The sequence below is a fragment of the Microcoleus sp. PH2017_08_TRC_O_A genome (assembly GCF_020738665.1).
Taxonomy (GTDB): domain Bacteria; phylum Cyanobacteriota; class Cyanobacteriia; order Cyanobacteriales; family Microcoleaceae; genus Microcoleus.
The window spans coordinates 97,357-121,770 of the sequence record NZ_JAEQCE010000067.1 but is presented as its reverse complement, the minus strand read 5'-3'; the positions used below and the strand labels follow the sequence as shown (position 1 = coordinate 121,770).

Here is a 24,414-nt window from a genome sequence, read left to right as displayed (position 1 = left end):
CATTTAATCAAACTTGATAATCAGACGCTCAAGTTTGCGATCGCCCGATTCAATATAACCTTCAATATAACCATAGATATTTCTATTTTTGGAAAAAAGATTACGTTAACAATCAAAATTGCTGAGGCGGGTGACAAGGACTTTGAGACGCTTGCGGGGCAAAAAAAATTAAGGCTAGAAGTTATATCTAGCCTTAATTTCATGAAATAAGCTGGTGACAAGACTCGAACTTGCGACAGGCTGATTACAAATCAGCTACTCTACCAACTGAGTTACACCAGCAGTGAAAATTAATATAGCAAACTTATCGCCATTAGCGCAACCCCCTCAGCAAACTTTTTTGCAAATTCGCCCAAAACCTCTTCCGGTAAGGGCAGAACCGGAATTATCGTCTCCTGGGCGCACCCCGAGATCAGAAACCGGGTTTCTTCCGATATTTCTCGTCACTCAACCCAAATTTTTCGTAGAAACCCGGTTTCTAGCCCCTGTGGGTAAGTCGCGTGGTGGGGGCGGGTTTATCTAGATTGTTAATGGGAATTATAGATTGTTGGTGAACCCGCCCGTACAAGTATTGTGGTTAATTAGCGGATAGGATCTGCAACTGCCAACTGCCAACTGCCAACTGCCAACTGCCAACTGCCAACTGCCAACTGCCAACTGCCAACTGCCAACTGCCAACTGCCAACTGCCAACTGCCTAATCGCAACACCAAATCTTAATTGTCTCATCCGCGCTGCCGCTGGCTAGCAAATTGCCCGAAGGTGCGATCGCCACCGAGTATACCGTACCCGAATGTCCCTCAAGAGTGCTCAACAGCTCCCCCGTCTGCAAACTCCAAATATTAATCTTATTATCATCGCAGCCGCTAGCCAAAGTCAAACCGTCCCTACTGATAGCAACCGAATCGCCCCGACTTACATAATTCCGCAAAATATGCACAGCCTCATTCATCCCTAAATTCGCTACACCCTTTCGCTTCGCAGAATTAGAATTTAAGATCCGCAACAAACTGCCCGTGTGCAAATTCCGCAGCTTAATCGTATAATCATTGCTGACGCTAGCCAGAATTTGACCGTCCGGCGCGATCGCCACAGAATTCACCCCAACATTCAAACCCGAAAGAGTCCGCAGCAACTTACCGCTTTCCACATCCCAAACCTTGCTCGTCGCATCCGAACTCCCGCTCGCCAATATCTTACCATCCGGGCTAAAAACCACCGCATTCACATTGTCTGAATGACCCCTCAAAGTCCGCAGCAACTCACCAGTTCGCAAATTCCACAGCTTAATCGTATTATCAGCCCCGCCGCAGCTAGCAATTATCTGCCCCTTCGGGTTGATCGCCACCGAATTCACCTCCATAGAATGTCCTGGAAAAGTACACAATAGATCGCCATTGTACAAATTCCAAAACTTAATTGTTTCGTCCGAACTGCCGCTGACCAACATTTTTCCGTCATAGCTAATAGCAACCGAATTTACGCGATCGGAATGTCCCGTCAAAGTGCCAACTAATTCCCTTGTTTCTAAATTCCAAATCTTAATAGTTTTATCCCAACTGCCACTAGCCAGAATTTCGCCATCAGGACTAATCGCCAGAGAATTCACAAACGATGAATGTCCCGGCAGCGTGTAAGCGCACCGCCATTTCAGATTTTTTAATTTGTGAGCGAACTCCTTCGCCCGCTTTGATTTCGCCTCAGCTTCCTGTCTGCTTTTTAGTGCCTCCTCCTCCAAACGCTTGCGTTCCGCCCTAGCTTTCGCCTCTCGCAGTGCTAACCGCCGCATCTCTCCCTTATAGGTTATTCGCTGCTGCTCCTGAATTTCTTTAAGAGTTTCCATATACGGTAGGGCCCAATCTTGAGAAAACCATTCCTGAGCAAATTCCGCCTCTAAATTAAATAGCTGAGGTTCGTGAGTAAAATCTATTTTTAAATAATACAAATCCGCTAAAAAAGCCGCCAGCAACTTATGAATTGTCACAATTATTTGCCGAATAATCCGCAGTCTCACCTTTTCATCTTTCCCCTCGGCTTCCAACTGGTGATAAACTTCTTCCCAATTCCAAGGCTGCATCGCCACTAGGGAAACATTCTGATTGATGATTCCCCAAAAACCGACATGAAAATTAACTTCATAATCGCTGATGTCGCTGTACAATATAGCGGTTGGCACGGGAGACAAAACAGTCTGCAACCGCTCCACATCAATATCAGAAATAGGGTTTTTGAAATAATCTCCGTAAAACTGAACTGGAGAGGATTCTCCGTGCTGGGGGTAGTGCTGGTTCAAAAAAGTTCTCAACTTAGCCGGCAGCTCGATATTCAGATTGTGGCGAAACGAATCCGGGCAATCTTGGCTAATTTTGGCCGGAGCAACTAACAACAGCAATCGGTGCTGCTGCTGCTGCAAAATCTGTTCAGTTTCCTGCCTGCTCAAATTGGAAAACCAGTTGTCCCTGTCCCAAATAATTTGAATTTCGTTCAGCTTAACTCGAATTGCTTCTGATTGAATCTCCCGCATTAACTCGCGGCCAAGCCGACTAATAGTCCGCTGATCTCTCAATTCTTCCGCCCTAATTCGATTGGCGCGTTCTTCCTTTACCTTTTCTTCTTCTATGCTGGCGATCGCAATTAACTCTTGTTCTCGGGCCTGCTGCCGCTGCAAATACTTCACTTGTGCTTTAGTCCAGCGGGGGTCTTTTTTGATTTGCTGGTTCAAAGCAGAAGAACCAGACGGCTCAATTTCTGCATAGCGTTCGTTGACAGCGCTTGCTCCCAATCTTTCTCCCAATTCGCAGGCTACAGGTTTCAACAGTTCAATTAGGGTATCTGAGACGGGGCGAGGTAATACCATTTTAGATTTTAGATTTTAGATTTTAGATTGTCTGAGATTTCCGATTTTAGATAATCTATTAAATTTTAGATTGTCTTTCTTAAATAACTTATGAGATTTTAGATTGTCAATTGTAGAGGAGTTATTCGATGTATTGGAGATGTCTGACAATCGAATCAATTTCCTAACGAGATTTACTTGGCAGGCTGCGATCGGATTCCCCCCACGACGCGAAAGCCCCTAAAAAACACTATCTAGAGTCGATCGCCCTTTCTCCGAAACTCGCAACTCCAGCCTTTGACCTTTGAGGTCTCGCCCAGGTTTACAGCCTCAGCAGCTTAACTTAACAATGTTTATATTCTTTACATTTTACTGCGAATCCAGGCGTACAGCACCGGGCAACTAGGCTAAGAGACGCCCGATCGACCTTTTTTTTTACCAATTTTTTTTGCTTATTGCCATTTCGCTCGCCCTTGTCTATAATCGTACTTCACCACCATAATTACGGTATCCCGACCTAATAACCGTACTTTAGTAAAGGAACAAATATAATGAGCCCGTGGCAACACCTAACTCAACAATTTCACCGACCACAACAGCTACCAATTAGCCAAAATCGATCGCTGACTGCACTTAAAAGATTTGTGTCGCTATTTGTAGTAGGAATAACTTTAAGTTTGGCAATTGTATCCTGCCAGCAGGGAACCCCAACAAACCCAGCAGCCAACAAAGGCAAAGTAGAATTAACCCTCGTTTCCTTCGCCGTCACCAAAGCAGCCCACGAAGCGATAATTCCCAAATTTGTAGAAAAGTGGCAAAAAGAAAAAGGACAAACCGTCACCTTCAGCCAAAGTTACGGCGGTTCCGGTTCCCAAACCAGAGCAGTAATTGACGGATTAGAAGCAGACATCGTACACCTAGCCCTCGCCCTCGACACCGCCAAAATCGAGAAAGCCGGACTCATCCAACCAGGCTGGGAAAAAGAAGTTCCCAGCGAAGGTATCGTCAGCAAATCCGTAGCAGCAATAGTCACCCGCGAAGGCAATCCCAAAGGCATTAAAACCTGGGAAGATTTAAGCAAAGACGGAGTTAAATTGATCACCGCCGATCCCAAAACCTCAGGCGTTGCTCGCTGGAATTTCCTAGCACTTTGGGGTTCGGTAATTAAAACCGGAGGAGACGACACCAAAGCATTAGAGTTTACCACCAAAGTCTACAAAAATGTTCCGATTCTGACTAAAGATGCCCGCGAAGCTATGGATGCTTTTTTTAAACAAGGCCAAGGCGACGCCTTAATAAATTACGAAAACGAAGTTATTTTAGTAGCTGAGAAAGGCGAAAAACCGAGTTATATTATTCCCGATGTGAATGTGTCGATCGACAATCCCGTTGCGATCGTCGATAAAAACGTGGACAAACACGGCACTCGCGAAGTCGCCGAAGCCTTTGTCAAGTATCTGTACACTCCAGAAGCCCAGCGAGAATTTGCCAAAGCAGGATTTCGCCCAGTAGATGAGACAGTCGCCAAAGAAGCAGAATTTGCCCAAAAATATCCCGCCGTCAAAACCCTATTTACAGCTAAAGATTTGGGAGGTTGGGGAGAAATTCAGAAGAAATTCTTTGATGACGGAGCCGCGTTTGACAAAATCCAAGGATCGATTAAACGCTAATTCCCGAATTACCCGCTCGTAGTGAGGACTTCAGTCCTCTCCAAACGGTTCGATCGTTCGGACTTCAGTCCTCCCCAAAATATTAGCTTTTCAAGGACTTGCATTCCTTACTACAAACGAAGAAATACTCAAACCTAAATGGCAGTATCATCTCCAGCAACCAACCCTCAATCTGCGATCGCCAATATCAAAAGAGCGATCGGCAAAATCACACTACCTTGGGGAATCACCATCGGCTACCTCAGCCTAATGCTATTTCTGCCAGTCACAGCCATGCTGCTAAAAGCCAGCACAGCAAACCCCGGCGAATTTTGGAAAATTGCCACAAGCCCGATCGCCCTTTCCGCCTACGATGTCACCTTCGTCACATCATTAATCGCAGCCCTAATCAACGGAGTCTTCGGCACATTAATAGCCTGGGTATTAGTCCGCTACGACTTTCCCTTAAAACGCATTGTCGATGCAGCAGTCGATTTACCCTTTGCGCTACCAACATCCGTTGCAGGTTTAACCCTCGCCACAGTTTACAGCGATAACGGCTGGATCGGTTCGCTATTTGCACCATTAGGAATCAAGATATCATTCACTCGCTTGGGCGTAGGCGTAGCCATGATCTTTATATCCTTACCCTTCATCGTGCGAACTGTACAGCCAGTTTTACACGAAATGGAAAAAGACATCGAAGAAGCAGCTTGGTGCTTGGGTGCGTCTCAATTTCAAACCTTTTGGCGAGTAGTTTTACCGCCGCTCTTTCCGTCAATTTTAACCGGAGTTGCTCTCGGATTTTCCCGAGCCGTTGGCGAGTACGGTTCGACGGTAATTGTAGCAGCCAACGTACCGTTTAAAGATTTAATTGCACCTGTTTTAATTTTTCAAAGATTGGAACAGTACGACTATGCAGGAGCCACAGTAATCGGCACTGTCATGTTAGGTATTTCCCTAGCAATGCTGTTCACAATTAATATTTTACAAGCCTGGAGGAGACGCTATGACGGCTGAGATCAATTTATCTAAAAATTATCCAGTTCCACCAGCGGGTTCCTCGCGGGGCAAAGAAAAAGCCTGGGTAAAGCCAACTTTAATCGGAATTGCGATCGGCTATCTCGGCCTCGTCTTATTTATCCCAACCCTCAACGTTTTTTACCAAGCTTTCAAAAAGGGAGTCGAGCCATTTTTCGCCAACTTAACCTCGGCAGATTTTCTCTCAGCCGCACAGCTAACCCTGCTGATAGCTCTGATAGTTGTACCTATAAACACAGTATTTGGTTTGTGTGCAGCTTGGGTAATCGGCCGCAATAAATTTCCCGGACGCACCCTATTAATCACCATTTTAGACGTGCCGTTTGCCATCTCTCCCGTAGTCGCAGGTTTAATGATTGTACTGCTTTACGGTCGGCTGGGATGGTTCGGCCCGTGGCTGGAAACTGCTGGAATTAAGATTATATTTGCTTTCCCAGGAATGGTGCTAGCTACTGCTTTTGTCACTCTACCTTTTGTTGCCCGCGAAGTGATTCCTGTTTTAGAAGAAGTGGGAACCGATCAAGAAGAAGCGGCGAAAACTTTGGGAGCAAATGATTGGCAAATCTTCTGGAATGTGACGCTGCCGAATATTCGCTGGGGCTTACTTTACGGTGTGATTTTGACAAATGCTAGAGCAATGGGAGAATTTGGAGCTGTTTCTGTGGTATCGGGAAATATTGCTAAAAAAACTCAGACTTTGCCTTTGTTTGTCGAGGATGCTTACAAGCAGTACGCGACGCAAGCAGCATTTTCCGCTGCGGTAGTTCTCGGTTTTTTAGCTGTTGTTACTCTCGTGGTTAAGGAGATTCAGTTGACAGTTGACAGTTGACAGTTGACAGTTGACAGTTGACAGTTGACAGTTGACAGTTGACAGTTGACAGTTGACAGTTGACAGTTGACAGTTGATACCGCAGTTTCGATCGCCCTAAATCCCGCTTCTTAAGGGAGACTTTGAGAATACTCCTGCCCCCCTCTTGTTAAGGAGGGTTAGGGTGGATCGAAGGGCTAATCGTCAAGCAGTAGTACGTTATCCCTGAAAAGAAACAGACATTAGGAGGCCACAATGTTAAACCAGAACAATAGCGAACCTGAATTTGAGTCGATCGACAATTTCCACCAAACTCAACAATCAGACATACCGCACACTGAGTCAGGAGACAGCAGACCAACTCAAACCCGCATTCGCATTCGCATTCCCAAAGAATACCATCAGGAACCTGTTATCTCTAACCTGATTTCGGAACACGGTTTAAAGGTGAATTTTAATGCAGCTTTGTTGGGTGGCAAAACTTCCGATGACCAATAATTTTTTGATGGTGAATCAATCCCAAATCGAAAATCTAAAATCCTCTCTTCCCCCGAATTTATCCGTGGGGTTAATCTAAAATCTAAAATCTAAAATCTAAAATCGATTGACGGTTGGTTTGATTTGGAACTTAACGGTACAAGTCAACAAATTGAAAGTGCTCTGATTTATCTGAATGATTTAGATGTGGAAATCTGGAGCAATTCCAATCATCCCGATGAAGAAACTTGGTAATTGGCGATCGATCCAGGCTGTACAGGCTCGCGCAGCCGTGTTGGTTATTAGTCAAAAGCTAAAAACGAATAACTTTGGAATCAATACCCTAAAAAATAACATCAGATTGTAACTAATGGCGAGCGCTCGCCATTAGTTATTTTTTGCTTGACATTTATGACAATACGTTGTACTCGTTCGAGTCTAATGACATTAAAAACTGAGTACAAGCTTGACTCAAATATTTTTGTAAAAGCCGGAACAACAGCCCCCTTGAAAACTTCTACACAATCAAACTAACTTCAGTATATCCTATAGGGAGCACAAAAAAAACGTTTTGTCAATCTTCCAGGTAGGTGAAAGTTAGGGGCGATCGTCTTCGAGAGCTTCGCCAACGACAAAATCTACCCTAAAATTAAGATATCTCGCTGCTGCGTTTGGTTTGTGCTATGAATTTAATGTGTGTGTGTACCAGAGGAATTTAATCATGGAACTCTATAAAGAACGGAAACACCAGATAGTTTTTGCGGATTCACAAGTTAAAGATTGCGAAAGTTTAACAAAAACCGCGAATTCCGATACAGAAGTTATTATTCTCAAGGCCGATCGCGACGGCATCGAGCAAATCGCCGAAACACTTAAACAGCGGCAAAACATTGCAGCAGTTCATATTCTGTCTCACGGCGCAGCAGCCAGCCTGCAACTGGGAACCACAGAACTCAATCTCAGCAACATTGAAACCTACCGCAATTATTTAGAAAAATGGTTTGCTTTGCCAGCAGCCGAAGCAAACTCGAAGTCTTCAACTACTTTTGCTAAACCCGAAATTCTGCTTTACGGTTGCAACGTCGCCGCCACAGAAGCCGGTGTCGCCTTCGTCGAAAGGCTGAGCCAGCTCACGGGGGCAAATATTGCCGCATCCGATAACTTGACCGGCAGTGCAGCCTTGGGCGGAGACTGGGAACTGGAAGTAACTACGGGGAAAATAGAAACACCTTTAGCATTTTCCCAAGAGGCGAGGGAAGCTTATAGCGGCGTGTTAGGAACTTTTAGCGTCACCAACTTTAACGAACTGCGCGATGCCATCTTGACAGCTAATGCTGTCAACGATCCAGATACGATTACCCTCACCGGCAACATCACCCTAGCAGCCGGACAGGTTCTGCCCAGGATTTCCAACCCCATCACTTTTACGGGTGGGGGTTTTGGTTTAAATTTCGGTAATAACCGGGGCTTTTTGATCGACAGTGGCGCTACACCAGTCACATTTTTTAACCTGACAATTGCAGGCGGTCGCTCTGTAGGCGCTGCCGGTACAGGCGGTGGCGGCGGTGCAGCCGGCATGGGCGGTGCACTATTTATTAACAGCGGGGCTGTCACAATTAACAATGTCACCTTTAGTGGCAACAGCGCTGTGGGCGGCGCGGGCAGCGCGGCTCCCGTTGCTCCAGCAGTAGCAGGCGCGGGCGGTAACACCGATTTTGCAGCTCTGTTTCCCTTTGTCACCGCAGGTGGGCCGGGTCTAACTGGTCTTCCTGGCTTGGCAAGCATCGGCGCTGCTGGCGGCCCCGGCGGTACGGGTGGCAATGGTGGACCTGGTAGTGGCGGATTACAAGGTACTGGTCTTAACGGCGGCCCCGGTGGTGCTGGCGGCCCCGGTGGTGCTGGTACCGGCGGTACTAACGGCGGAGTTGGTGGTATCGGTGGCCCAGGTGGCATTGGCGGCCTGGGTGGCGGTGGCGGTGGCGGTGGTGCTGGTGGCGCTGGTGGCGTCGCGGGCACTGGCGCGGCAGGTTTACCGGGCGCTGGCGGTGTTGGTGGTGCTGGTGGCTTCGGTGGCGGTGGCGGTGGTGGCGGTGTTGGTGGCAACGGCGGCGCTGGCGGCTTCGGTGGCGGCGGCGGACGCGGTACTGTAGGCGGAGCCAGCACTGCTGTAGGAGCTTTCACCCCGGGCGGCGCAGGAAGCGCAGCCGGCGGTGGTGGCGGTGCTGGTTTGGGCGGTGCAATTTTTGTGAATGCTGGCAGTTTGACCCTGAACAACAGCACTTTCTTCAGCAACACAGCCACGGGCGGCGCTGCTGGCGGTGCTGCCGCTACACCCGGCCAGGGCGCAGGAGCCGCGATTTTTGTTAACAGCGGCGCTACTGCAACTCTGACTAACAACACGATTACTGCTAACAGTGCTGCTGCGACTGCTCCTGCTCTTGCTGTGGGCGGGGGTATTGCTACTAACGGCGGTGCTGTGAATGTCAGAAACACTATTGTTGCTGGCAATACTGGTGGCGCGAGTCCTGATGTGTTCGGAACCTCTTTCGCCGCCACCAGTATCAAGAATTTGATCGGGAACATTGCTGGTAGCAATTTACCTGCTACCCAGCAATTGGCGGCGACTGTTCCTCTAGCTAATGTACTCGCACCTACCGCAGCACTGAACCAGGCTACAGGCGTTCCCTTCACTTATGCTTTGGCTGATAGCACTGCGACAGTGATTAATCCGGCGATCGATGGCGGAGATGTGGCGGCTGGGGCGGCTGCTGGCGCGACTGACGAGCGGGGTACTGGCTTTCCTCGGACGATCGGCGCTGCTGTTGATATCGGTGCCTACGAGTACGGCCCGATCGTCACAGGCGTCAAATACAACGACCTTAACGGTGACGGCGTTCGGCAGGCGGCTGAACCCGGTCTCCCAGGTTGGGTAATTTCTGTAGGCACGAAGAGCGCTACCACCGCAGCCGACGGCTCTTACACCCTCCGCGACGTAAAAACAAATACTGCGATTACAGAAGCCCCGCCCGCTGGAACGCCTCCCACTGCTTGGGTGCAGACTGTCGGCCCGACTCCGCCCTCTACAGGTATTGTGAATGTCACCGGCGCCAACTTCGGTAATTTCCAAAAAACTACGATCGCGGGCAAAACCTTCAGCGACCTCGCAGGCAACGGTTTCACTCCCGACGACACCGTATTAGCTGGCGTCGTAGTCAATCTCTACAAAGACACCAACGGCGACGGCATATTCCAAGCCGCCACAGATACAGTTGTCGGCACTCCGCAAACGACTACGGCAACAGGAGATTACAGCTTCGCGGACATCGGCCCGGGCAAGTACCTGATACAAGCCACTCCCCCAGCCAACTCCAGCATCTCTTTCCCCGCTGGCGCAATTCCGGCTATTCCGGTTACTACCCAAAGCGGTCTTGCCGTCACCGGGCAGAACTTTGGCATCTTCAAAAACATCACTATCACAGGTCAGAAGTTCAACGACCTCAACGGGAATGGGGTCAAAGAGGGGGCCGAACCAGGATTAGAAGGCTGGAAAATCTTACTAGAACCACAGACCTTTATCGGCACAGCAGTACCGCGATCGACTACCACTGATGCCTCTGGGAATTACACCTTTACTGACGTTGGCGCTGGTACATTCCTCCTGCGGGAAGAGCAAAAGACTGGTTGGCAGCAAACTTTCCCTGTTCCCCCAGCGGCCACGAGGCTTACTACCGCAAGTGGCGTTAACATTGCCAACACCACCACCCTTCCTACCAACTTCGGGAACTTCCAGGTTGGCAAGATTAGCGGGATCAAATTTAACGATCGCAACAAAAATGGTGTCCAAGATGCTGGCGAACCAGCGCTAGCAGGCTGGAGAATCTACCTAGATGCCAACAACAACGGCACGCTAGAGCCAACCGAAACCGCTACTGTCACCGATATCACCGGTAAGTACCAGTTCAACGACTTGCCATTCGCCACCTACAACGTCCGGGAATTAGTAGAACCAGGCTGGACGCAAATCGCCCCCGCAGCCAGCGCCACCGCGCCTACCCTTCCAGGTGCGTATACTATCCCTCTCACCAGCGGTCAAGACTCCCAAAACAACAACTTCGGCAACTTCTTCGAGGCGAGCACGATCAGCGGTCAAAAATTCAATGACCTCAACAACAACGGCGTTAAGGATGCCACAGAACCGGGTCTACAAAACTGGCAAATCTTCGTAGACACGAACAAAGATGGAGTCTTCCAACAGGGCGAATTGACTACCATCACGGATAAGGATGGCAACTACACTATCAACGACGTACCCGCAGGTACTTTCCAGGTAAGGGAAGTCCAGCAAACCGGCTGGACGCTGACAACTGCGCTCCCCGCCGACGTTGTTATAGCTAAGGCCGGAGAAAAACCCACCGGCATTAACTTCGGCAACTTCCTGCCCCAACCGGGCCAGATCCGCGGTCTGAAGTTCCAAGACAACAACAGAAATGGCGTTCAGGATGCCGGAGAACCGGGTTTACCCAATGTCCAAATTCAGTTAACCAAAGTCGTAGCTCCCGCGCCAGGAGCTCCTGTTGCTGTTCCGGTTACTACTACCACAGACAACAGCGGCAACTACCTGTTCGCGAACCTAGCGCCGGCAACCTACCGCGTCCGGGAAACCCCGCCAATAGGTTTCACTCAAACCAGCCCCAACCCCGCCGACATCGTGCTGGCTTCGGGCGCTATTGTCAGCGGCATCAACTTCGGGAATTCCATTACAACACCGACGCCACCGACGCCGACGCCGACATCGACGCAGCCGACACCGACACCGCCGGCAAGGATAGAACCGACACCTTCACCTGCACCGACGCCGCTGCCGACACCTGCACCGACGCCTGCACCGACGCCGCTGCCGACACCTGCACCAACACCTGCACCGACTCCGACGCCAACACCTGAACCGACTCCGACACCAGAACCGACGCCGACACCGACGCCGACACCTGTAGGGACAGATTTGGTTTGTCCCGATCCCTTCCCCAGGGTTACCCCTCCGAATCTGCCCCCCAGTCCTTCGCGCAACGGTGTCATCAACGGTACTAACGGCGACGATACCCTCGTGGGCAGTGCCAATGTTGACTCTATCTTCGGGTTAGGCGGCGGCGATTTGATCTTCGGCCAAGAGGGCGGCGATTACATCAATGGCAATACCGGCAACGATACTATCTACGGTGGTAAAGATAGCAATACTATCTTTGGTGGTAAAGGCTTTGACCTGATTTTTGGCGATCGAGCTAACGATACTCTTTACGGCAATCGGGGCAACGACTCAGTAAGCGGCGACGACGGCGATGACGTATTGTACGGCGGCAAAGGCGACGACGTGCTATTGGGAGAAGCCGGCGACGACGTGCTATTGGGCGATCAAGGTAATGACACTCTCTGCGGTGGCGACGGTAACAATACCTTACTGGGCGGCAGCGGCGATGATATACTCTTTGGTGGCACCGGCGATGACTTGCTGTTTGGCGGCATTGGCAATGATACTCTGATCGCTAACGGCAACCGACAAGACTTTGTATTGGCAGCGATTCAGGGAATTGACACGATTATCAACTTTAGACCAGAATCTGATTCGATCCAGTTGGTGGGAGGCTTGGACTTCAATCAACTGTTGTTAACCGAAACTAACGGCTCAACTGCGATCGCGATCGCCAGCACCAACCAGACTTTGGCTATATTGGCGGGCGTTGTCCCCAACCGGTTAGCGGCAAGCAGTTTTAACGTGCTGGTGGTTTAATCTGTAGTCCTTAGTAGGCATTGGTTTCAACTTAACGTCAAACGTAGTGCCTGTCTGGCGATCGGGGCCAGATCCCCCCTAGCCCCCCTTCTTAAGGGGGGGACAGGATTTTTCTCAAAGTCCCCCTTCTTAAGGGGGATTTAGGGGGATCGACGCTCAGGGTAAACGAGAGATACAAAGGTTTTCGGGGTTAAGTTGACACTAATGCTATGTAGGATGCGTACTTCGCGCACCCTACTATTACCCGGACAATCAGGATGAGGGGAACGAAATTCCGTTCCCCTTTTTTGCTTAAATTTGTTGGAGATATTTCAGCAAGTCGGCCATTTCTTGCGGGCTCGGCTGAAACTGTGGCATTGGTGGGGTTCGCCCGCTGGTGACTTGGCGGATCAGCTCGAATTCGGATTTGCGCTCTGAAACTCGGTGCAAGTTGGGCCCAACTTGAGTCTCTCCGACGGATATGTGACACCCCGCACAGTTCATTTGAAAGATGGCGGAACCCTGAAACTGGTCGCCAGCAAGGGACAGCACGCTTTTGACGTAGGGATCGGCAACTTGAAACTGACGAATTGTCATCGTCGCCAACATGATGGCAAGCAACACCGCGATCCCAAATATGACCAGTCGCTCGATCGGGTTTTTAATTTCATTCGTGGCAATTTGGTGATTCAAAGGAGTGCAATTTTAAAATAGTATCTACAAGAAAATTTATTTCTCATCACATAGCTTAATCGTTTCCAGCGGGGATATCAAGATCACAGACCCCCAGAACTCCCAAGAATGGGAAAATTCATCTGTCTCAGTGCTGGTAATATTAAAAATAGATTGTTAAATCTTAACGTTAAGGAGCTCTCATGGTAGAACCGCTGCTTTCAGGTATTGTTCTGGGTTTAATCTTTGTTACTCTGGCTGGGCTGTTTTTTGCTGCTTACCAGCAATACAAGCGGGGCGATCAGTTGGGTATCAACAAGTAAAAGGGCCTAAGTCCCTCGGTGAAGCGGAGGGAGGAGATGGAGGAGAGGGGGAGAGGGGGAGAGGGGGAGATTGGAAAAATCTTTCTTCTTTCTTCTTCAGTCTTGCTTCTGTCAACTGTCAACTCTTGGGAGCATCTCAGTTTTGCATTTACAGTGCGAGCATCCCCGCTGGCGTATTTTACAATACGCGAGCGGGACGCTCGCACTACAAGAAAAAAAATGCTTTTTACAAAACTGAGATGCTCCCCAACTCTTCCCTCTTTCCTCTTCCAACTGTCAACTGTCAACTGTCAACTGTCAACTGTCAACTGTATCGATCGAGAATAGCAGCAGTTTCCACGCCTGTCTTTTCCCAGCTAAACTGTTTTGATCGGGCCAAACCGAGTTCCCGCAAGTGCGATCGAGCTTTGGTATCTATTGCCAGCTCGTGCATAGCAGAGGCTATTTCTGCGACGCTGTACGGATTGACTAACGATGCTGCGTCCCCCCCGACTTCGGGCATCGAAGATAGGTTAGAAGTGATGACAGGAGTGCCACAGGCCATTGCTTCGAGCACCGGCAGACCGAATCCTTCCCAAAGACTGGGGAATACAAGGGCGATCGCCCGGTTGATGACTTTCGGCAAATCAGCCGCGGGGAGGTAATTTAGGAATTTTACGCGATCGGACAATCCCAATTCTTGAACCTGGGCCTTCAGCAGCGGCGTATAGCGTTTATCTTCCGATCCCGTTATCCACAATTCGTACTCGGAATTATTAGGTAAAGCCGCAAACGCTGCTACAACTCGCTGGACGTTTTTATGGGGATTGTGGCGGCCCATATACAGGAAATAATTGCTAGTTGGTAAGTCTAGAAACTTAAAAAAACTGGTATCGTAGCCGGGAAAGATTCGTGTAATTAAAGAACTTGGAATCTTACAAAAATTAGTAATATCATTGGCGGTTGACTCGGAATCGCAGATGATATGTTCAGCCTGCCGCAATACTTGGGGAATGTAGTAACGGTGATAAACCGCCAAAGGATCGAAGCGGCGGGGAAATCGTAGGGCTATTAGGTCATGTACTGTAATTATATACCGACAACCGCTAAATAGAGGAGCTTCGGGAATTGGCGAAAATAACAGGTTAGATTTTAGCTGTTTGTAAATTTTGGGGATTTGGGTTTGTGTCCACAGCAATCGGTTGATGTGTCCTTTGATTCCTTGTTCTGGTGTGAGGTTCGCTGGGATTTCGTAGCAGTTATTATTGGGAAATTTTTGGGCTGTTAGTAAGGTTGGATTGAGGGTTTTTAGGTGGGGAAATAGGTTTTTGGCGTAGATGGCTAATCCGGTTGGTTCGGAAATTAGGAAGGAGAGATTAATTAGTAGGTTGGATTGGGGATTTGGCATAGAATAATATGAGGATTGCGGTTTTTTGATTGGGATTTTTTTTTGATTAACCGCAGAGGGCGCAGAGGGCGCAGAGAGAGAAAATAGAGAGAGGCAGGATTGAGAGATATTGTTGTAAGATTTATGAGGATTGCGGTTTTTGGTTGGGATTTTTTTTGATTAACCGCAGAGAGAGAGGCAGGATTGAGAGATATTGTTGTAAGATTTATGAGGATTGCGGTTTTTGGTTGGGATTTTTTTTGATTAACCGCAGAGGGCGCAGAGGGCGCAGAGAGGAAGAGAAGGAGGATTTAAAGATATTGTTGTAAGATGTTGGCGGTTGCTTGTCCGGTTTTGTGCCAGCTAAATTCGGCCGATCGCGCTAAGCTAGATTTTTTTAAGTGCGATCGCACTTTTGAATCTGTGGCTACTGTTTGCATGGCTGCGGCTATTTCTCCGACGCTGTAGGGATTGACTAATAATGCCGCATCTCCGGCTACTTCTGGCATCGATGACAGGTTGGAAGTGATGACTGGTGTACCGCAGGCCATTGCTTCTAAAATCGGCAAGCCGAATCCTTCCCAGAGTGTGGGAAACACCAGGGCGATCGCCTGATTCATCAGTACGGGCAATTGCGAGTAGGGAACGTAACCGAGAAACTTTACCAAAGATTGTAAACCCAATTGTTCTACTTGTGCGATCGACTGCGGCGTGTAGGCGTTGGGAGGCCCGGCTAGCCACAATTCGTAATTTGTGCGATCGGCTAAACTTGCAAATGCAGCAATTAATCTTTCCAAGTTTTTGTAACTATCGTGTCTGCCGGTATAAAGAAAATAATTTTTTGCTGGCAAGTCGAGACAGCGAAAATTAATATTATCACAAGCTAGGGGAATTGCGGTCATTTTCTGACGCGAAATCTGGTAAAAGTTAGCAACATCTGTCGCCGTTGCTTGAGAATCGCAAATAATATGTTCGGCTTGTCGCAAAACCTGGGGTATGTAGTAGCGGAAATAAGCTGTCAGCCGAGATAACTTTTGGGGGAATCGCAAAGGAATTAAATCGTGAACTGTAACTATGTAGCGACATTTAGAGTATAAAGGTGCTTCGGGAATTGGCGAGAATATTAGGCTTGACAGCAATTTGTCGTAGATTTTAGGCAATTTAAATTGAGTCCACAGTAGTCTGTTAATTTGTCCTTTCGGCCCTCGATCCGGTGTGATGTTATCGGGGATTTGATAGCAACTATAATTCTGAATTTTCTGGGACGTAAGTAATGTTGGTTCTAGCTGTTGCAGTTGCGGGAAAAGATTAGCTGCATAAGTTCCGATTCCCGTGGGTTCGGGAGTTAGAAAGGATAAATTTATTAACAGTTTATTGGACACGTTTTGAGTAAAAATAAACTTGTGATTAGTCGATATTTGATATCAAATCAAGTCGATTTTCGGCGATATCTGTGGGGAAATGGCACTCCCTCCGCTACGCTTCGCCCATTGGTGTCAACTTACGATCAAAAACTTTTGTATTTATCGTTCGCATCTGAGTCCAGATCCCCCTAAATCCCCCTTAAGAAGGGGGACTTTGAGAATACTTTTGTCCCTTTTTAAGAAGCAGGACTTTGAGAATACTCTTGTCCCCCCCTTTTTAAGGGGGGCTAGGGGGGATCGAGGCTTAACTTAACACTAACAGACACTGCCACGTCCTTACCCACAGCTATATCTGTATGCTTAAGGTCGATCGAGCATTTGAGCAATCTCGCCTGGATTTGGCAGCCGAATTGTAGCATATTCCTGGTGAATAATCTCAAAAAAACTCTTGACTTTGTGTTCAAAAGGTGCGAGTCTAAAGTTCTGACTGCGTTGCTGTGCGCCAGCTTGAAGTTCTGCTAACAAATCGGGATTGACAATTAGTTGATGTGAATAGCGGCAAAGTTCCTCAACCGTATTGAACAAAAAGCCCGATCGCCCGTGTTCGACAATTTCCGGTTGTCCACCGCCACAAAACGCGATCGGAGCACAACAGTTTTGCATTGCTTCAACAGTCGCCATCCCAAAATGCTCAAACCTTTGGGGATTGACTTCACCCAAACCGCAGCCATGCCAAAATATACTCGATTTAGCATAAAGCGATTTTACCTCATCTAAGGAACCATTGACTTTAAGTTCGATCGCCCTTGAATCCTGCTTCAACAAATTCTGAACCGTCTTTAAATAAGGATTTTTCGGAACACTGCTACCAGCTAAAATCAGCCGCCATCCTTGAAGTTCATCTGGATAATCTGCTAGCAAACTGCGGAAAGCTTGGATGAGTTCAATTTGCTTTTTTGTTCCCCCAGCTTCAAACTGTCCCACAGCTAAAATTATCTTTTCCTTCGACACTTTAGCTGTAGCCATTTCCACGGGCGGATACAGCATAAAAGTTGGTTGCAAATTCCAACGTTTCTCCAACCACTTGACAGTAAATTGACTGTTGGCAATAATAAAAGTGTAATCATCCACAGCAAAATGACGGTTGCGAAAAGTATTCGGGAAGTGGCAGAAAAATACTGATATCGGCGACAGCGGTTTGACTTTTTCGAGTTGGTTGGCGTTGACAAAAATATCGTAATTTTTGCTTTCTCTGGCAATTTCATCAAAGGGATTTTCCATATCCTCAGCGATGATACTGGAATCGATGCACTGCATTCCACGTTTCTCGTAAAACGCCAAGGGCATAATCTTAACTTTGCATCCTGAAAGGTTAAGCCCGTACCACGATTCTAAGTCGGAAACAGCCACGGGTTTGTTGGCGATAAAAGTAATGTCAAATTCATTTTGCAGCAGCGAGGCGATGGTAGCGACGTATTTTTGCCCGCCGCCGATAAAATGCAGTCCGTGATCGTAAATTGCGATCGACATTTTGCGATCGCCCCTAACCACCTCCAATCGAGGTAAAATGCGATCGACCTTCATTCTACTGTAAATCACCGCCAACTTTTCCGTCAACTGCGGCAGTACCGCTGCGACGATTTCCGGTTTCTGATAATCTAGCAGTTTTTTAATCGCGAAAAACAAACTCTCGAACAGCAAATCGTACTGCTTGTTACTAAAAAAATCCGAAGTATGAATCGATTTCACTAATTGCAGAGGTTCGTGTTTCGCCAAATACAAAAACCGATTGCGGTTGCAGAAATACTCGGTGAGTTTGCTACCTTTACTCGAACCTCGATACTCGTGATGGGCGATAGCTGCGGGAGTATAAAGCATTTTCCAATCGCGTTTTTGGCAGCGTTTGGAAAACTCTACATCTTCAAAATACATCACAAAATCTTCATCAATCGGCCCGACATCTTCCAGACATTCTCTGCGGAAAAGCACCGCCGCCCAACAAAGCCCTTCTACTTCCCTTTCTGTATTATACTGTCCCGAATCTTTTTCGCCAAAACCGACATCTTGCCAATAAAAATTAGGTAATTGCTGAATGCCCGCGCTGTTGATTCGCCCGTCTTTAAACAGCAATTTGCCACTAGCTGCACCAACTTTATTGTCAGTTTCTAGGCGTTTAACTAATATTTCCAGCCAGTGACTGTCAAGCGTTGCATCGTTATTGAGAAAGCCGATGTATTGCCCTTTTGCTTCGCTGATGCCGAGGTTGAGGGCTTTGGCAAAGTTGTTGGCGGTATTCACAAAAATGCGAACTTTTGGAAACAGTTGGCGCAAAGCATTAACCGAATCGTCTTGAGAGCAATTATCAATTACAATTAAATCGAGTTGTGATTCTGGATACGCAAGTTTTTGTAGGGATTTCAAGCAGTCTTTGGTGTGGCGCAGACCATTATAGTTAACTATAATAAATGAGCATATAGGAAGTGTAGTCATCTTTGATGCTTTATGGTTGTCGATCGCCCAATTGAGCGCTAATCTCCTCTAAAATAGCAGTATGTTGCTGCTGTACTGCTTTGATTTGCTCTACTTCAGACTGAAAATTTGCGATCGCCTGTTGTTGACTCTCAAGCTGCGCTGTCACTTCGGGAAACCCGCTGCTGAATTCCGATGTAAGTTTTTTCTCTAGAGTTTGTTGATTTTCTTGCAATTTTTGCAACTGTGTGCTCAAGGTTTGCACGACGCGGGTATTGGCGAAATTGTAAATTACTTGTCTGTCTAGTACGGGCTTGAGCAATTTTCGGACAATTTTTCTGACGGCGATGACTGCGGAACCGAGCCGCCTTTGGTAAGATGTAATTGGAATGTTATAAATGTCAAAGCCCGCTTTGAGAAGCGCAATGTCTTCGTCATCTTCATTTTGGGCGATCGCACTATTTGGTCTTTCCGACAGCGACAACTCAGCAATACCAATTCGCGGCTCCAAAGTTTGCCGCAGTTTATCTATAATTTGTTGAGTCGGTATTTCTTCGTACTGCAATCTTCCGCCTCCTTTAAATTTATGGTGCGCCGAGGGGCACCATCTCGTAGACGTAGCAACGCGCACCATCGGGTAAATTGCCGCTACGAGAATAGTGCAAATCCTAAGTTATACTAACTCGATTTGACTGTCATCACCAATCATAAACCGCAACGCTTTAGGACGCGGCGGCGCATTTGTGAGTTGAGCTCGCTGTCCGATCACGCTGTCAACAATTCGCTGGTGAATGCCAACAATTTTCGCCCCTTGCAATATTACACTGTGTTCGATATCAGCATCAACCATCGTCACGCGATCGGCAATACTGCTGTAAGGCCCGATAAAGCAATTTTCAATGCGGCAATTTTCCCCAATTACCACAGGCCCGCGAACTGTAGAATTAATGATTTCACTACCTTCCCCTACTTGCACTCGCCCGATAATTTGACTTTTGGCATCTACTTTTAATTCAGTTGAAGCTACAATACAGCTATCTAAAATGATTTGGTTTGCACTCAGCAAATCATCTTTTTTCCCGGTATCCAACCACCAACCATCTAAATTGCAGGCTTCTACGTGTTTTTCTTGATTGATTAGCTGTTGGATAGCATCAGTAATTTCGAGTTCCCCGCGGGGCGAGGGTTGAATTTGATCGATCGCCTCGTGAATAGTAGGAGCAAAAAAGTAAATCCCCACCAGTGCTAAATTAGACGGCGGAACTATGGGTTTTTCTACTAACTGTAAAACTCGCCCATTCTCATCAACCTTTGCTACACCGAAAGCACTGGGATTGGGAACTGGGCGCAGCAAAATTAGAGCGTCTAGTTTTTGCTTATTAAAATTCTCTAAAAACGGATCTAGCTGACTCTGAATTAAGTTATCTCCTAAATACATAATAAATGGAGAATCACCCAAAAATGGTCTCGCAATTTTTACTGCATGAGCGAGTCCCGCCGGCTCTGATTGTAAGATATAAGTAATTTTTGCACCGAAGCGAGAGCCATCTCCTGTTTTCGCCTTCACCTCTTCACCTGTTTCAGGACTAATAATAATCCCGATATCCGTAATCCCAGCCGCCACAATGCCTTCAATTCCGTACCACAGTATAGGCTTATTTGCCACAGGAACCAACTGCTTAGCACCCGTATAGGTGAGGGGACGCAAGCGTGTTCCTTTGCCGCCAGAGAGGATGAGTGCTTTCATTGGTGAAATCTAAGTTATCCTTTAGAGTTTGCGGTGCTGGCTTGATTTGCCTGCACTTGTTAGCTCTCGTTAATTTTAAAGCACGGCTACCCCGCTGGCAATAGCTGACCCAAAAGAAGGAAGAATTGACAGTTGACAATTGACGGTTGACAATTGACAGTTGACAATTGACAGTTGACAGTTGACAGTTGACAGAAGGAAGAAGTAATCAAAGCAGGGGTTTCAGGAATCAAGAAGGTTTTCAGTATAGCAACCGCCACATGGGTGAAGACATAAATAACTTCATGAATAGAGTCGATTCCCGTTCTGCATCAATGATTTGATTCCCGTTCTGCAACTGTCAACTGTCCACTGCTATATCTTAGCGGTTGCAATCCAAATGATTTATGGCGATCGAGCATTCAGTCATTTAAAATCTAAAATGGTTTAATAGCGGCCGTATCGGGCGATAACTTGACTACCACTATTCTTGTTATTTGTCAACCACGTCCACATCTGATCGCCCACAGAAAAATGCCACCACTCGTTAGGATGTTGCTCAAAACCAGCAGCTATCATCGCATCTTTCAATATTTGCCGGTGCAGGTGGTATTGCTGTTGTTGCGCGTCCTTGCTATTACCAAAATAATCGGGATAAGAACGTTCTGATATTTCATCAATCGGAGAACCCATATCAATTGGTCGATTATGTTCATCGACTAAAGTTACATCTAAAGCTGCACCTGTACTGTGAGGAGGAGGCGTCGCGCGATCGAGGCTCGGCACAGCCCAAAATTGATACACGTGTTCTATAATTACTTGGCGTTTGTCTTCGGAAACCGGAAATTCGCAGCCTTGAGCTACGGCAATTTGATTGAAAGTATAATCTACCATAAATTGCTGGACTTCCACGGGTCGATAAGCATCAAATATCAGAATTTTCCAATTTTGATGATTTTGCTGTAGCTGAGTTTGAGCTGCTACTAAACTATCTACAACTCCTTGCCGCAAATAGTAAGGTGAATCTGCTTTGCTGTTGTGATAGGGAGCACCCAACTTTTGATAAGGGTGCGGAATTTCAAAGGCAAAATCTTCTGGTGGAATTGGGACTAAAGGCTCGCCGCATTCGTCAATTTCTATTTGCTGATATGGTTTCATATCAAGGTTTTACCTACTTAATTATTACTGGTGAACTACAATTGTATCGCGATTCATTTCTATCAATGAATGTTCCTCAAACATTTCAACCAAATGCGGCAAATTATTCACAAATAAGTCTATAAGTTGGTTGTTATTTATGTTGCCAGTCGTCAATATTAACAGCTTGTAAGGTTGCTGGCTAATCAGAAATGAATCGAGAAAATCTCGATCTTTGGTGATAACAATTCTGCTTTCTTGCATTGAAAGCAAGTTAATTTCTGAATCGGGAGTTGCGTTGAGTCGAGGTAAATCCTTAGTATGAATAGTATCGCAACCAGCAGATTGCAAAACGCGTGCCAGACGTACTGGTAATTGTGCATCTACCAAAAACTTCATTACACTAATACTCGATATATGCTTTTCACTTGAGTCAGCCGTGCTGCAAATAGCAAAGCAGCTAGAATATCTTCATGTTCTAAATCATCATAATCATCTATAATTTCTTTAGCATTCATACCTGAACTAAGTAATTCAAGAATCAACTCTACTGGATATCTGAGACCGCGAATACAGGGTTTTCCGTGACAGATATTTGGATCGAGTGTGATGCGTTGCAAAAGTTCGTTGTCCATGTTTTAGGAGCCACTGTTAAATATATTCTAAGATAAAGATCGTAACTCTAGCTCGGTTTGTAGTAAAGACCTTAGTCCTCAAAAAAATCAGCGGACTAAAGTCCTCACTACAAACATTTAAAAAAATCCTAACTTTGGCGGTAAGCAACTACCGCATAAAACGGATCGCCGCCTCCCATCCCCAGCATTTGCATAAAACTCGGCAAGCTAGACTGTTTAGCAATTACTTCCGGCTTGCTAAATCCGGGTATGTTCGCTCCTTTGACGGAATCAAAGTAACCCTGGACTAATTTTACCCGATCGCCCTCCGAACCTTCCCGCCAAGCCGCAATTGCTTTCTGATAAAACATCCGGTTGGAAAAACTGATAATTGCGACGCCCCCCGGCTTCAAAATCCGGTGCATCTCGGCAAAAATCGCATCCGGGTTTTGCAAATACTGCACCGAAACGCAGTTGACAACCGCGTCAAACTCTGAATCGGGCAGTGGCAATTTAGGATTTGCGTTCAAATTCTGCACGAAATAATGATTCAGTCGGGGATTTTTTGCCAACTCCTCTTCATTCATGCCGTGTCCTTCGACATGAGCAAATTCCATTTCCTCGGGCAAGTGAGACACCCAACTGCTCATCATATCAAAAATCCGAGTATTCGGTTTCAGGCGTTCCCGATACAAGTCGGTTAGTTGCTGAATGAATCCCTCGTCTACGTGCGTCACAAACCGGGGATAGGAATAAAACAGATTGTCGTCGGTGTCGTCTAACTTGGTGCGCTGATTTCCTTGGAGTGGCATAACGTGCGATGTGCGATCGTAACTTTACTCTTCTTATTTTACTAATAATTAAGAAATGTAAACAGATTCCCCAGGATGGACTTTCCGGGACTCGCCTGATCCAATTTTAAATCATTCTCTTCAGAGTTTACTCAGTATTTTTATTATGCAAGACTCTGCTTCATTCAGCTTGTCACCACAGATTCCGGCTCGTTTATGCGTTGATTCAGAACTAAGAATAGCTGAATGAGCTGCTTCAAAATAAGGCATGAGCTGGCTCTTTATAGACGGATCGATCGACTCATTTTTTTTTAAATCATCACACAGGCTAGACACGGCCCATTTGGCATCACTCATCATTGTTGTTTCGTAGGCTTCTTGCACCTCGGATTGGGCGTTCTTTAATTGCTGAATGATTTGATCTAATTTTTTTCTTTGCTCTTCGCACATCACATTAATCACTCCTTGAGAGACTAAATTATATAGGAATAGAACAAATTATTATCGTCGGTATTATTGAACTTGGTGTACTGATTTCCTGGGACTAGAATAAAGTGCGATCGCAACTTTGAGCTTCCTATTTTAGGAATAATTAAGAAATCCAAACAAGTTTGACGAAAATTTAGCTGTTTTTTGCGATCGAGCGTGGGCGATCGCCCTCATTGTACTGACTTACTTGCTGCCGACTCCATCTCAAATCTCAAATCCGATGACCGAAAATCCGCGATCGCCCCTTGACAGCTCCCAAATAACATCTTACACTAATAATACGAACGCTAAGTAATAAGCCGATGGTTACTATATCCACAGTCGATCGCAAATATCTAGCTAGGTGGCACGATGTTCTCGCCCCCCACAGCCTGGGCTACCGCATCAAACTGCTAGGGCAGCTAGGGACTCGCAGGTTGCAAGAGATACTCGAACCATTTGGGCTGACACCATTTCACTGGTTGGTACTGTGCTGCTTGTGGCAAGAAGACGGCTTGCCAACTTCCAGCATTGGCGACAAACTGCAACAGGTAGGCGGTACACTCACAGGCGTGCTCGATCGCATGGAAGAAAGAGGCTTAGTCCGCCGCGAGAGAGACACGCGCGATCGGCGGATTTGGCGAATTTGGCTAACGGATGCAGGCAGGGAACTGCAAGACGTGCTGCCACCGCTGGTGGCGGAGATCCGAGAGAAGTCAATGACTGGCATTTCCAAAGCCGATCGAGAACTCTTCTCCCAATTGATCGATCGAGCGATCGTCAATCTTTCCTAAACCGCCAACAAATAGCTCTTTCGACTGAAGCGCAGCAGCATCTACCTCAACTACATTAAAAACAACTCAAAAATACTACGCACTCTTAAAACAAGCAGTCTTACTAAATAAAAACT

At 46.9% G+C, this 24,414-nt stretch carries 18 protein-coding genes, 1 tRNA gene and 1 pseudogene; 7 read left to right on the top strand and 13 right to left on the bottom strand.

Going from position 1 to position 24,414, the window contains the following annotated elements; translation table 11 throughout:
* Positions 1-209: 209 nt before the first annotated feature.
* Both JGK22_RS22445 and JGK22_RS22440 read right to left on the bottom strand, forming a co-directional pair.
* A tRNA-Thr gene (locus JGK22_RS22445) sits at positions 210-282 on the bottom strand.
* A gap of 414 nt (positions 283-696) precedes the next feature.
* Positions 697-2,856 (bottom strand): serine/threonine protein kinase, encoded by a 2,160-nt coding sequence (locus JGK22_RS22440; protein ID WP_293186029.1) that lies wholly within the window; start codon positions 2,854-2,856, stop codon positions 697-699.
* Between the two features lie 530 nt (positions 2,857-3,386).
* On the opposite strand from JGK22_RS22440, the gene JGK22_RS22435 reads away from it, so the two are divergent.
* The 5 genes and pseudogenes from JGK22_RS22435 (at position 3,387) to JGK22_RS22415 (ending at position 12,595) form a co-directional block, all read left to right on the top strand.
* Positions 3,387-4,505, top strand: a complete 1,119-nt coding sequence (locus tag JGK22_RS22435; RefSeq protein ID WP_293193277.1) for a sulfate ABC transporter substrate-binding protein — start codon at positions 3,387-3,389, stop codon at positions 4,503-4,505.
* Positions 4,506-4,643: 138 nt separating this feature from the next.
* Positions 4,644-5,504 carry a sulfate ABC transporter permease subunit CysT gene (gene cysT / locus JGK22_RS22430; protein ID WP_293186033.1) on the top strand — a complete coding sequence of 287 codons (861 nt, stop codon included), beginning with the start codon at positions 4,644-4,646 and terminating at the stop codon, positions 5,502-5,504.
* On the top strand, positions 5,494-6,354 hold the full coding sequence (cysW, locus tag JGK22_RS22425) for a sulfate ABC transporter permease subunit CysW (protein ID WP_293313713.1): 861 nt from the start codon (positions 5,494-5,496) through the stop codon (positions 6,352-6,354). The genes cysT and cysW overlap by 11 nt, the downstream gene beginning before the upstream one ends.
* Positions 6,355-6,588: 234 nt before the next feature.
* A pseudogene (locus JGK22_RS22420) lies at positions 6,589-7,065 on the top strand (NIL domain-containing protein).
* A gap of 466 nt (positions 7,066-7,531) precedes the next feature.
* On the top strand, positions 7,532-12,595 hold the full coding sequence (locus JGK22_RS22415) for an SdrD B-like domain-containing protein (protein WP_293313710.1): 5,064 nt from the start codon (positions 7,532-7,534) through the stop codon (positions 12,593-12,595).
* A 291-nt stretch (positions 12,596-12,886) separates the two neighbouring features.
* Here JGK22_RS22415 and JGK22_RS22410 read toward each other — a convergent pair whose 3' ends face one another.
* The gene (locus JGK22_RS22410; protein ID WP_293274986.1) at positions 12,887-13,267 is read right to left on the bottom strand and encodes a c-type cytochrome; all 381 of its coding nucleotides are present in this window, start codon (positions 13,265-13,267) and stop codon (positions 12,887-12,889) included.
* Positions 13,268-13,449: 182 nt separating this feature from the next.
* Between JGK22_RS22410 and petG the strand changes: the two genes are divergently transcribed.
* The gene (gene petG, locus JGK22_RS22405) at positions 13,450-13,569 is read left to right on the top strand and encodes a cytochrome b6-f complex subunit V (RefSeq protein WP_006632329.1); all 120 of its coding nucleotides are present in this window, start codon (positions 13,450-13,452) and stop codon (positions 13,567-13,569) included.
* A gap of 304 nt (positions 13,570-13,873) precedes the next feature.
* On the opposite strand, the gene JGK22_RS22400 is transcribed toward petG, so the two are convergent.
* The 10 genes from JGK22_RS22400 to JGK22_RS22355 all read right to left on the bottom strand — a co-directional run bounded on the left by JGK22_RS22400 (position 13,874) and on the right by JGK22_RS22355 (position 23,486).
* On the bottom strand, positions 13,874-14,956 hold the full coding sequence (locus JGK22_RS22400; protein ID WP_293277382.1) for a glycosyltransferase family 1 protein: 1,083 nt from the start codon (positions 14,954-14,956) through the stop codon (positions 13,874-13,876).
* A gap of 290 nt (positions 14,957-15,246) precedes the next feature.
* Positions 15,247-16,317 carry a glycosyltransferase family 1 protein gene (locus JGK22_RS22395; protein WP_293233099.1) on the bottom strand — a complete coding sequence of 357 codons (1,071 nt, stop codon included), beginning with the start codon at positions 16,315-16,317 and terminating at the stop codon, positions 15,247-15,249.
* Positions 16,318-16,659: 342 nt separating this feature from the next.
* Positions 16,660-18,789 (bottom strand): glycosyltransferase, encoded by a 2,130-nt coding sequence (locus tag JGK22_RS22390; protein ID WP_293313707.1) that lies wholly within the window; start codon positions 18,787-18,789, stop codon positions 16,660-16,662.
* Positions 18,790-18,799: 10 nt separating this feature from the next.
* Entirely contained in the window at positions 18,800-19,333 is a 534-nt protein-coding gene (locus JGK22_RS22385; protein ID WP_293182890.1) for a hypothetical protein, read from the bottom strand.
* Between the two features lie 108 nt (positions 19,334-19,441).
* Complete coding sequence (locus JGK22_RS22380; protein WP_293182892.1) at positions 19,442-20,515, bottom strand: glucose-1-phosphate thymidylyltransferase; 1,074 nt, start codon at positions 20,513-20,515, stop codon at positions 19,442-19,444.
* A 426-nt stretch (positions 20,516-20,941) separates the two neighbouring features.
* On the bottom strand, positions 20,942-21,652 hold the full coding sequence (locus tag JGK22_RS22375) for a M15 family metallopeptidase (protein WP_293218573.1): 711 nt from the start codon (positions 21,650-21,652) through the stop codon (positions 20,942-20,944).
* A gap of 24 nt (positions 21,653-21,676) precedes the next feature.
* Positions 21,677-22,030: a DUF5615 family PIN-like protein gene (locus JGK22_RS22370; RefSeq protein WP_293182896.1), complete on the bottom strand. Its 354-nt coding sequence runs from the start codon at positions 22,028-22,030 to the stop codon at positions 21,677-21,679.
* Positions 22,030-22,266, bottom strand: coding sequence for a DUF433 domain-containing protein (locus JGK22_RS22365; RefSeq protein ID WP_293218571.1), 237 nt, complete (start codon positions 22,264-22,266; stop codon positions 22,030-22,032). The genes JGK22_RS22370 and JGK22_RS22365 overlap by 1 nt, the downstream gene beginning before the upstream one ends.
* Positions 22,267-22,394: 128 nt before the next feature.
* A complete protein-coding gene (locus tag JGK22_RS22360) occupies positions 22,395-23,057 on the bottom strand; it encodes a class I SAM-dependent methyltransferase (protein ID WP_293197373.1) in 663 nt (220 codons plus the stop codon).
* A 120-nt stretch (positions 23,058-23,177) separates the two neighbouring features.
* Positions 23,178-23,486 (bottom strand): hypothetical protein, encoded by a 309-nt coding sequence (locus JGK22_RS22355; protein WP_293182902.1) that lies wholly within the window; start codon positions 23,484-23,486, stop codon positions 23,178-23,180.
* Positions 23,487-23,827: 341 nt separating this feature from the next.
* Between JGK22_RS22355 and JGK22_RS22350 the strand changes: the two genes are divergently transcribed.
* On the top strand, positions 23,828-24,298 hold the full coding sequence (locus JGK22_RS22350) for a MarR family transcriptional regulator (protein ID WP_293182904.1): 471 nt from the start codon (positions 23,828-23,830) through the stop codon (positions 24,296-24,298).
* The last annotated feature ends 116 nt before the right edge of the window (positions 24,299-24,414 follow it).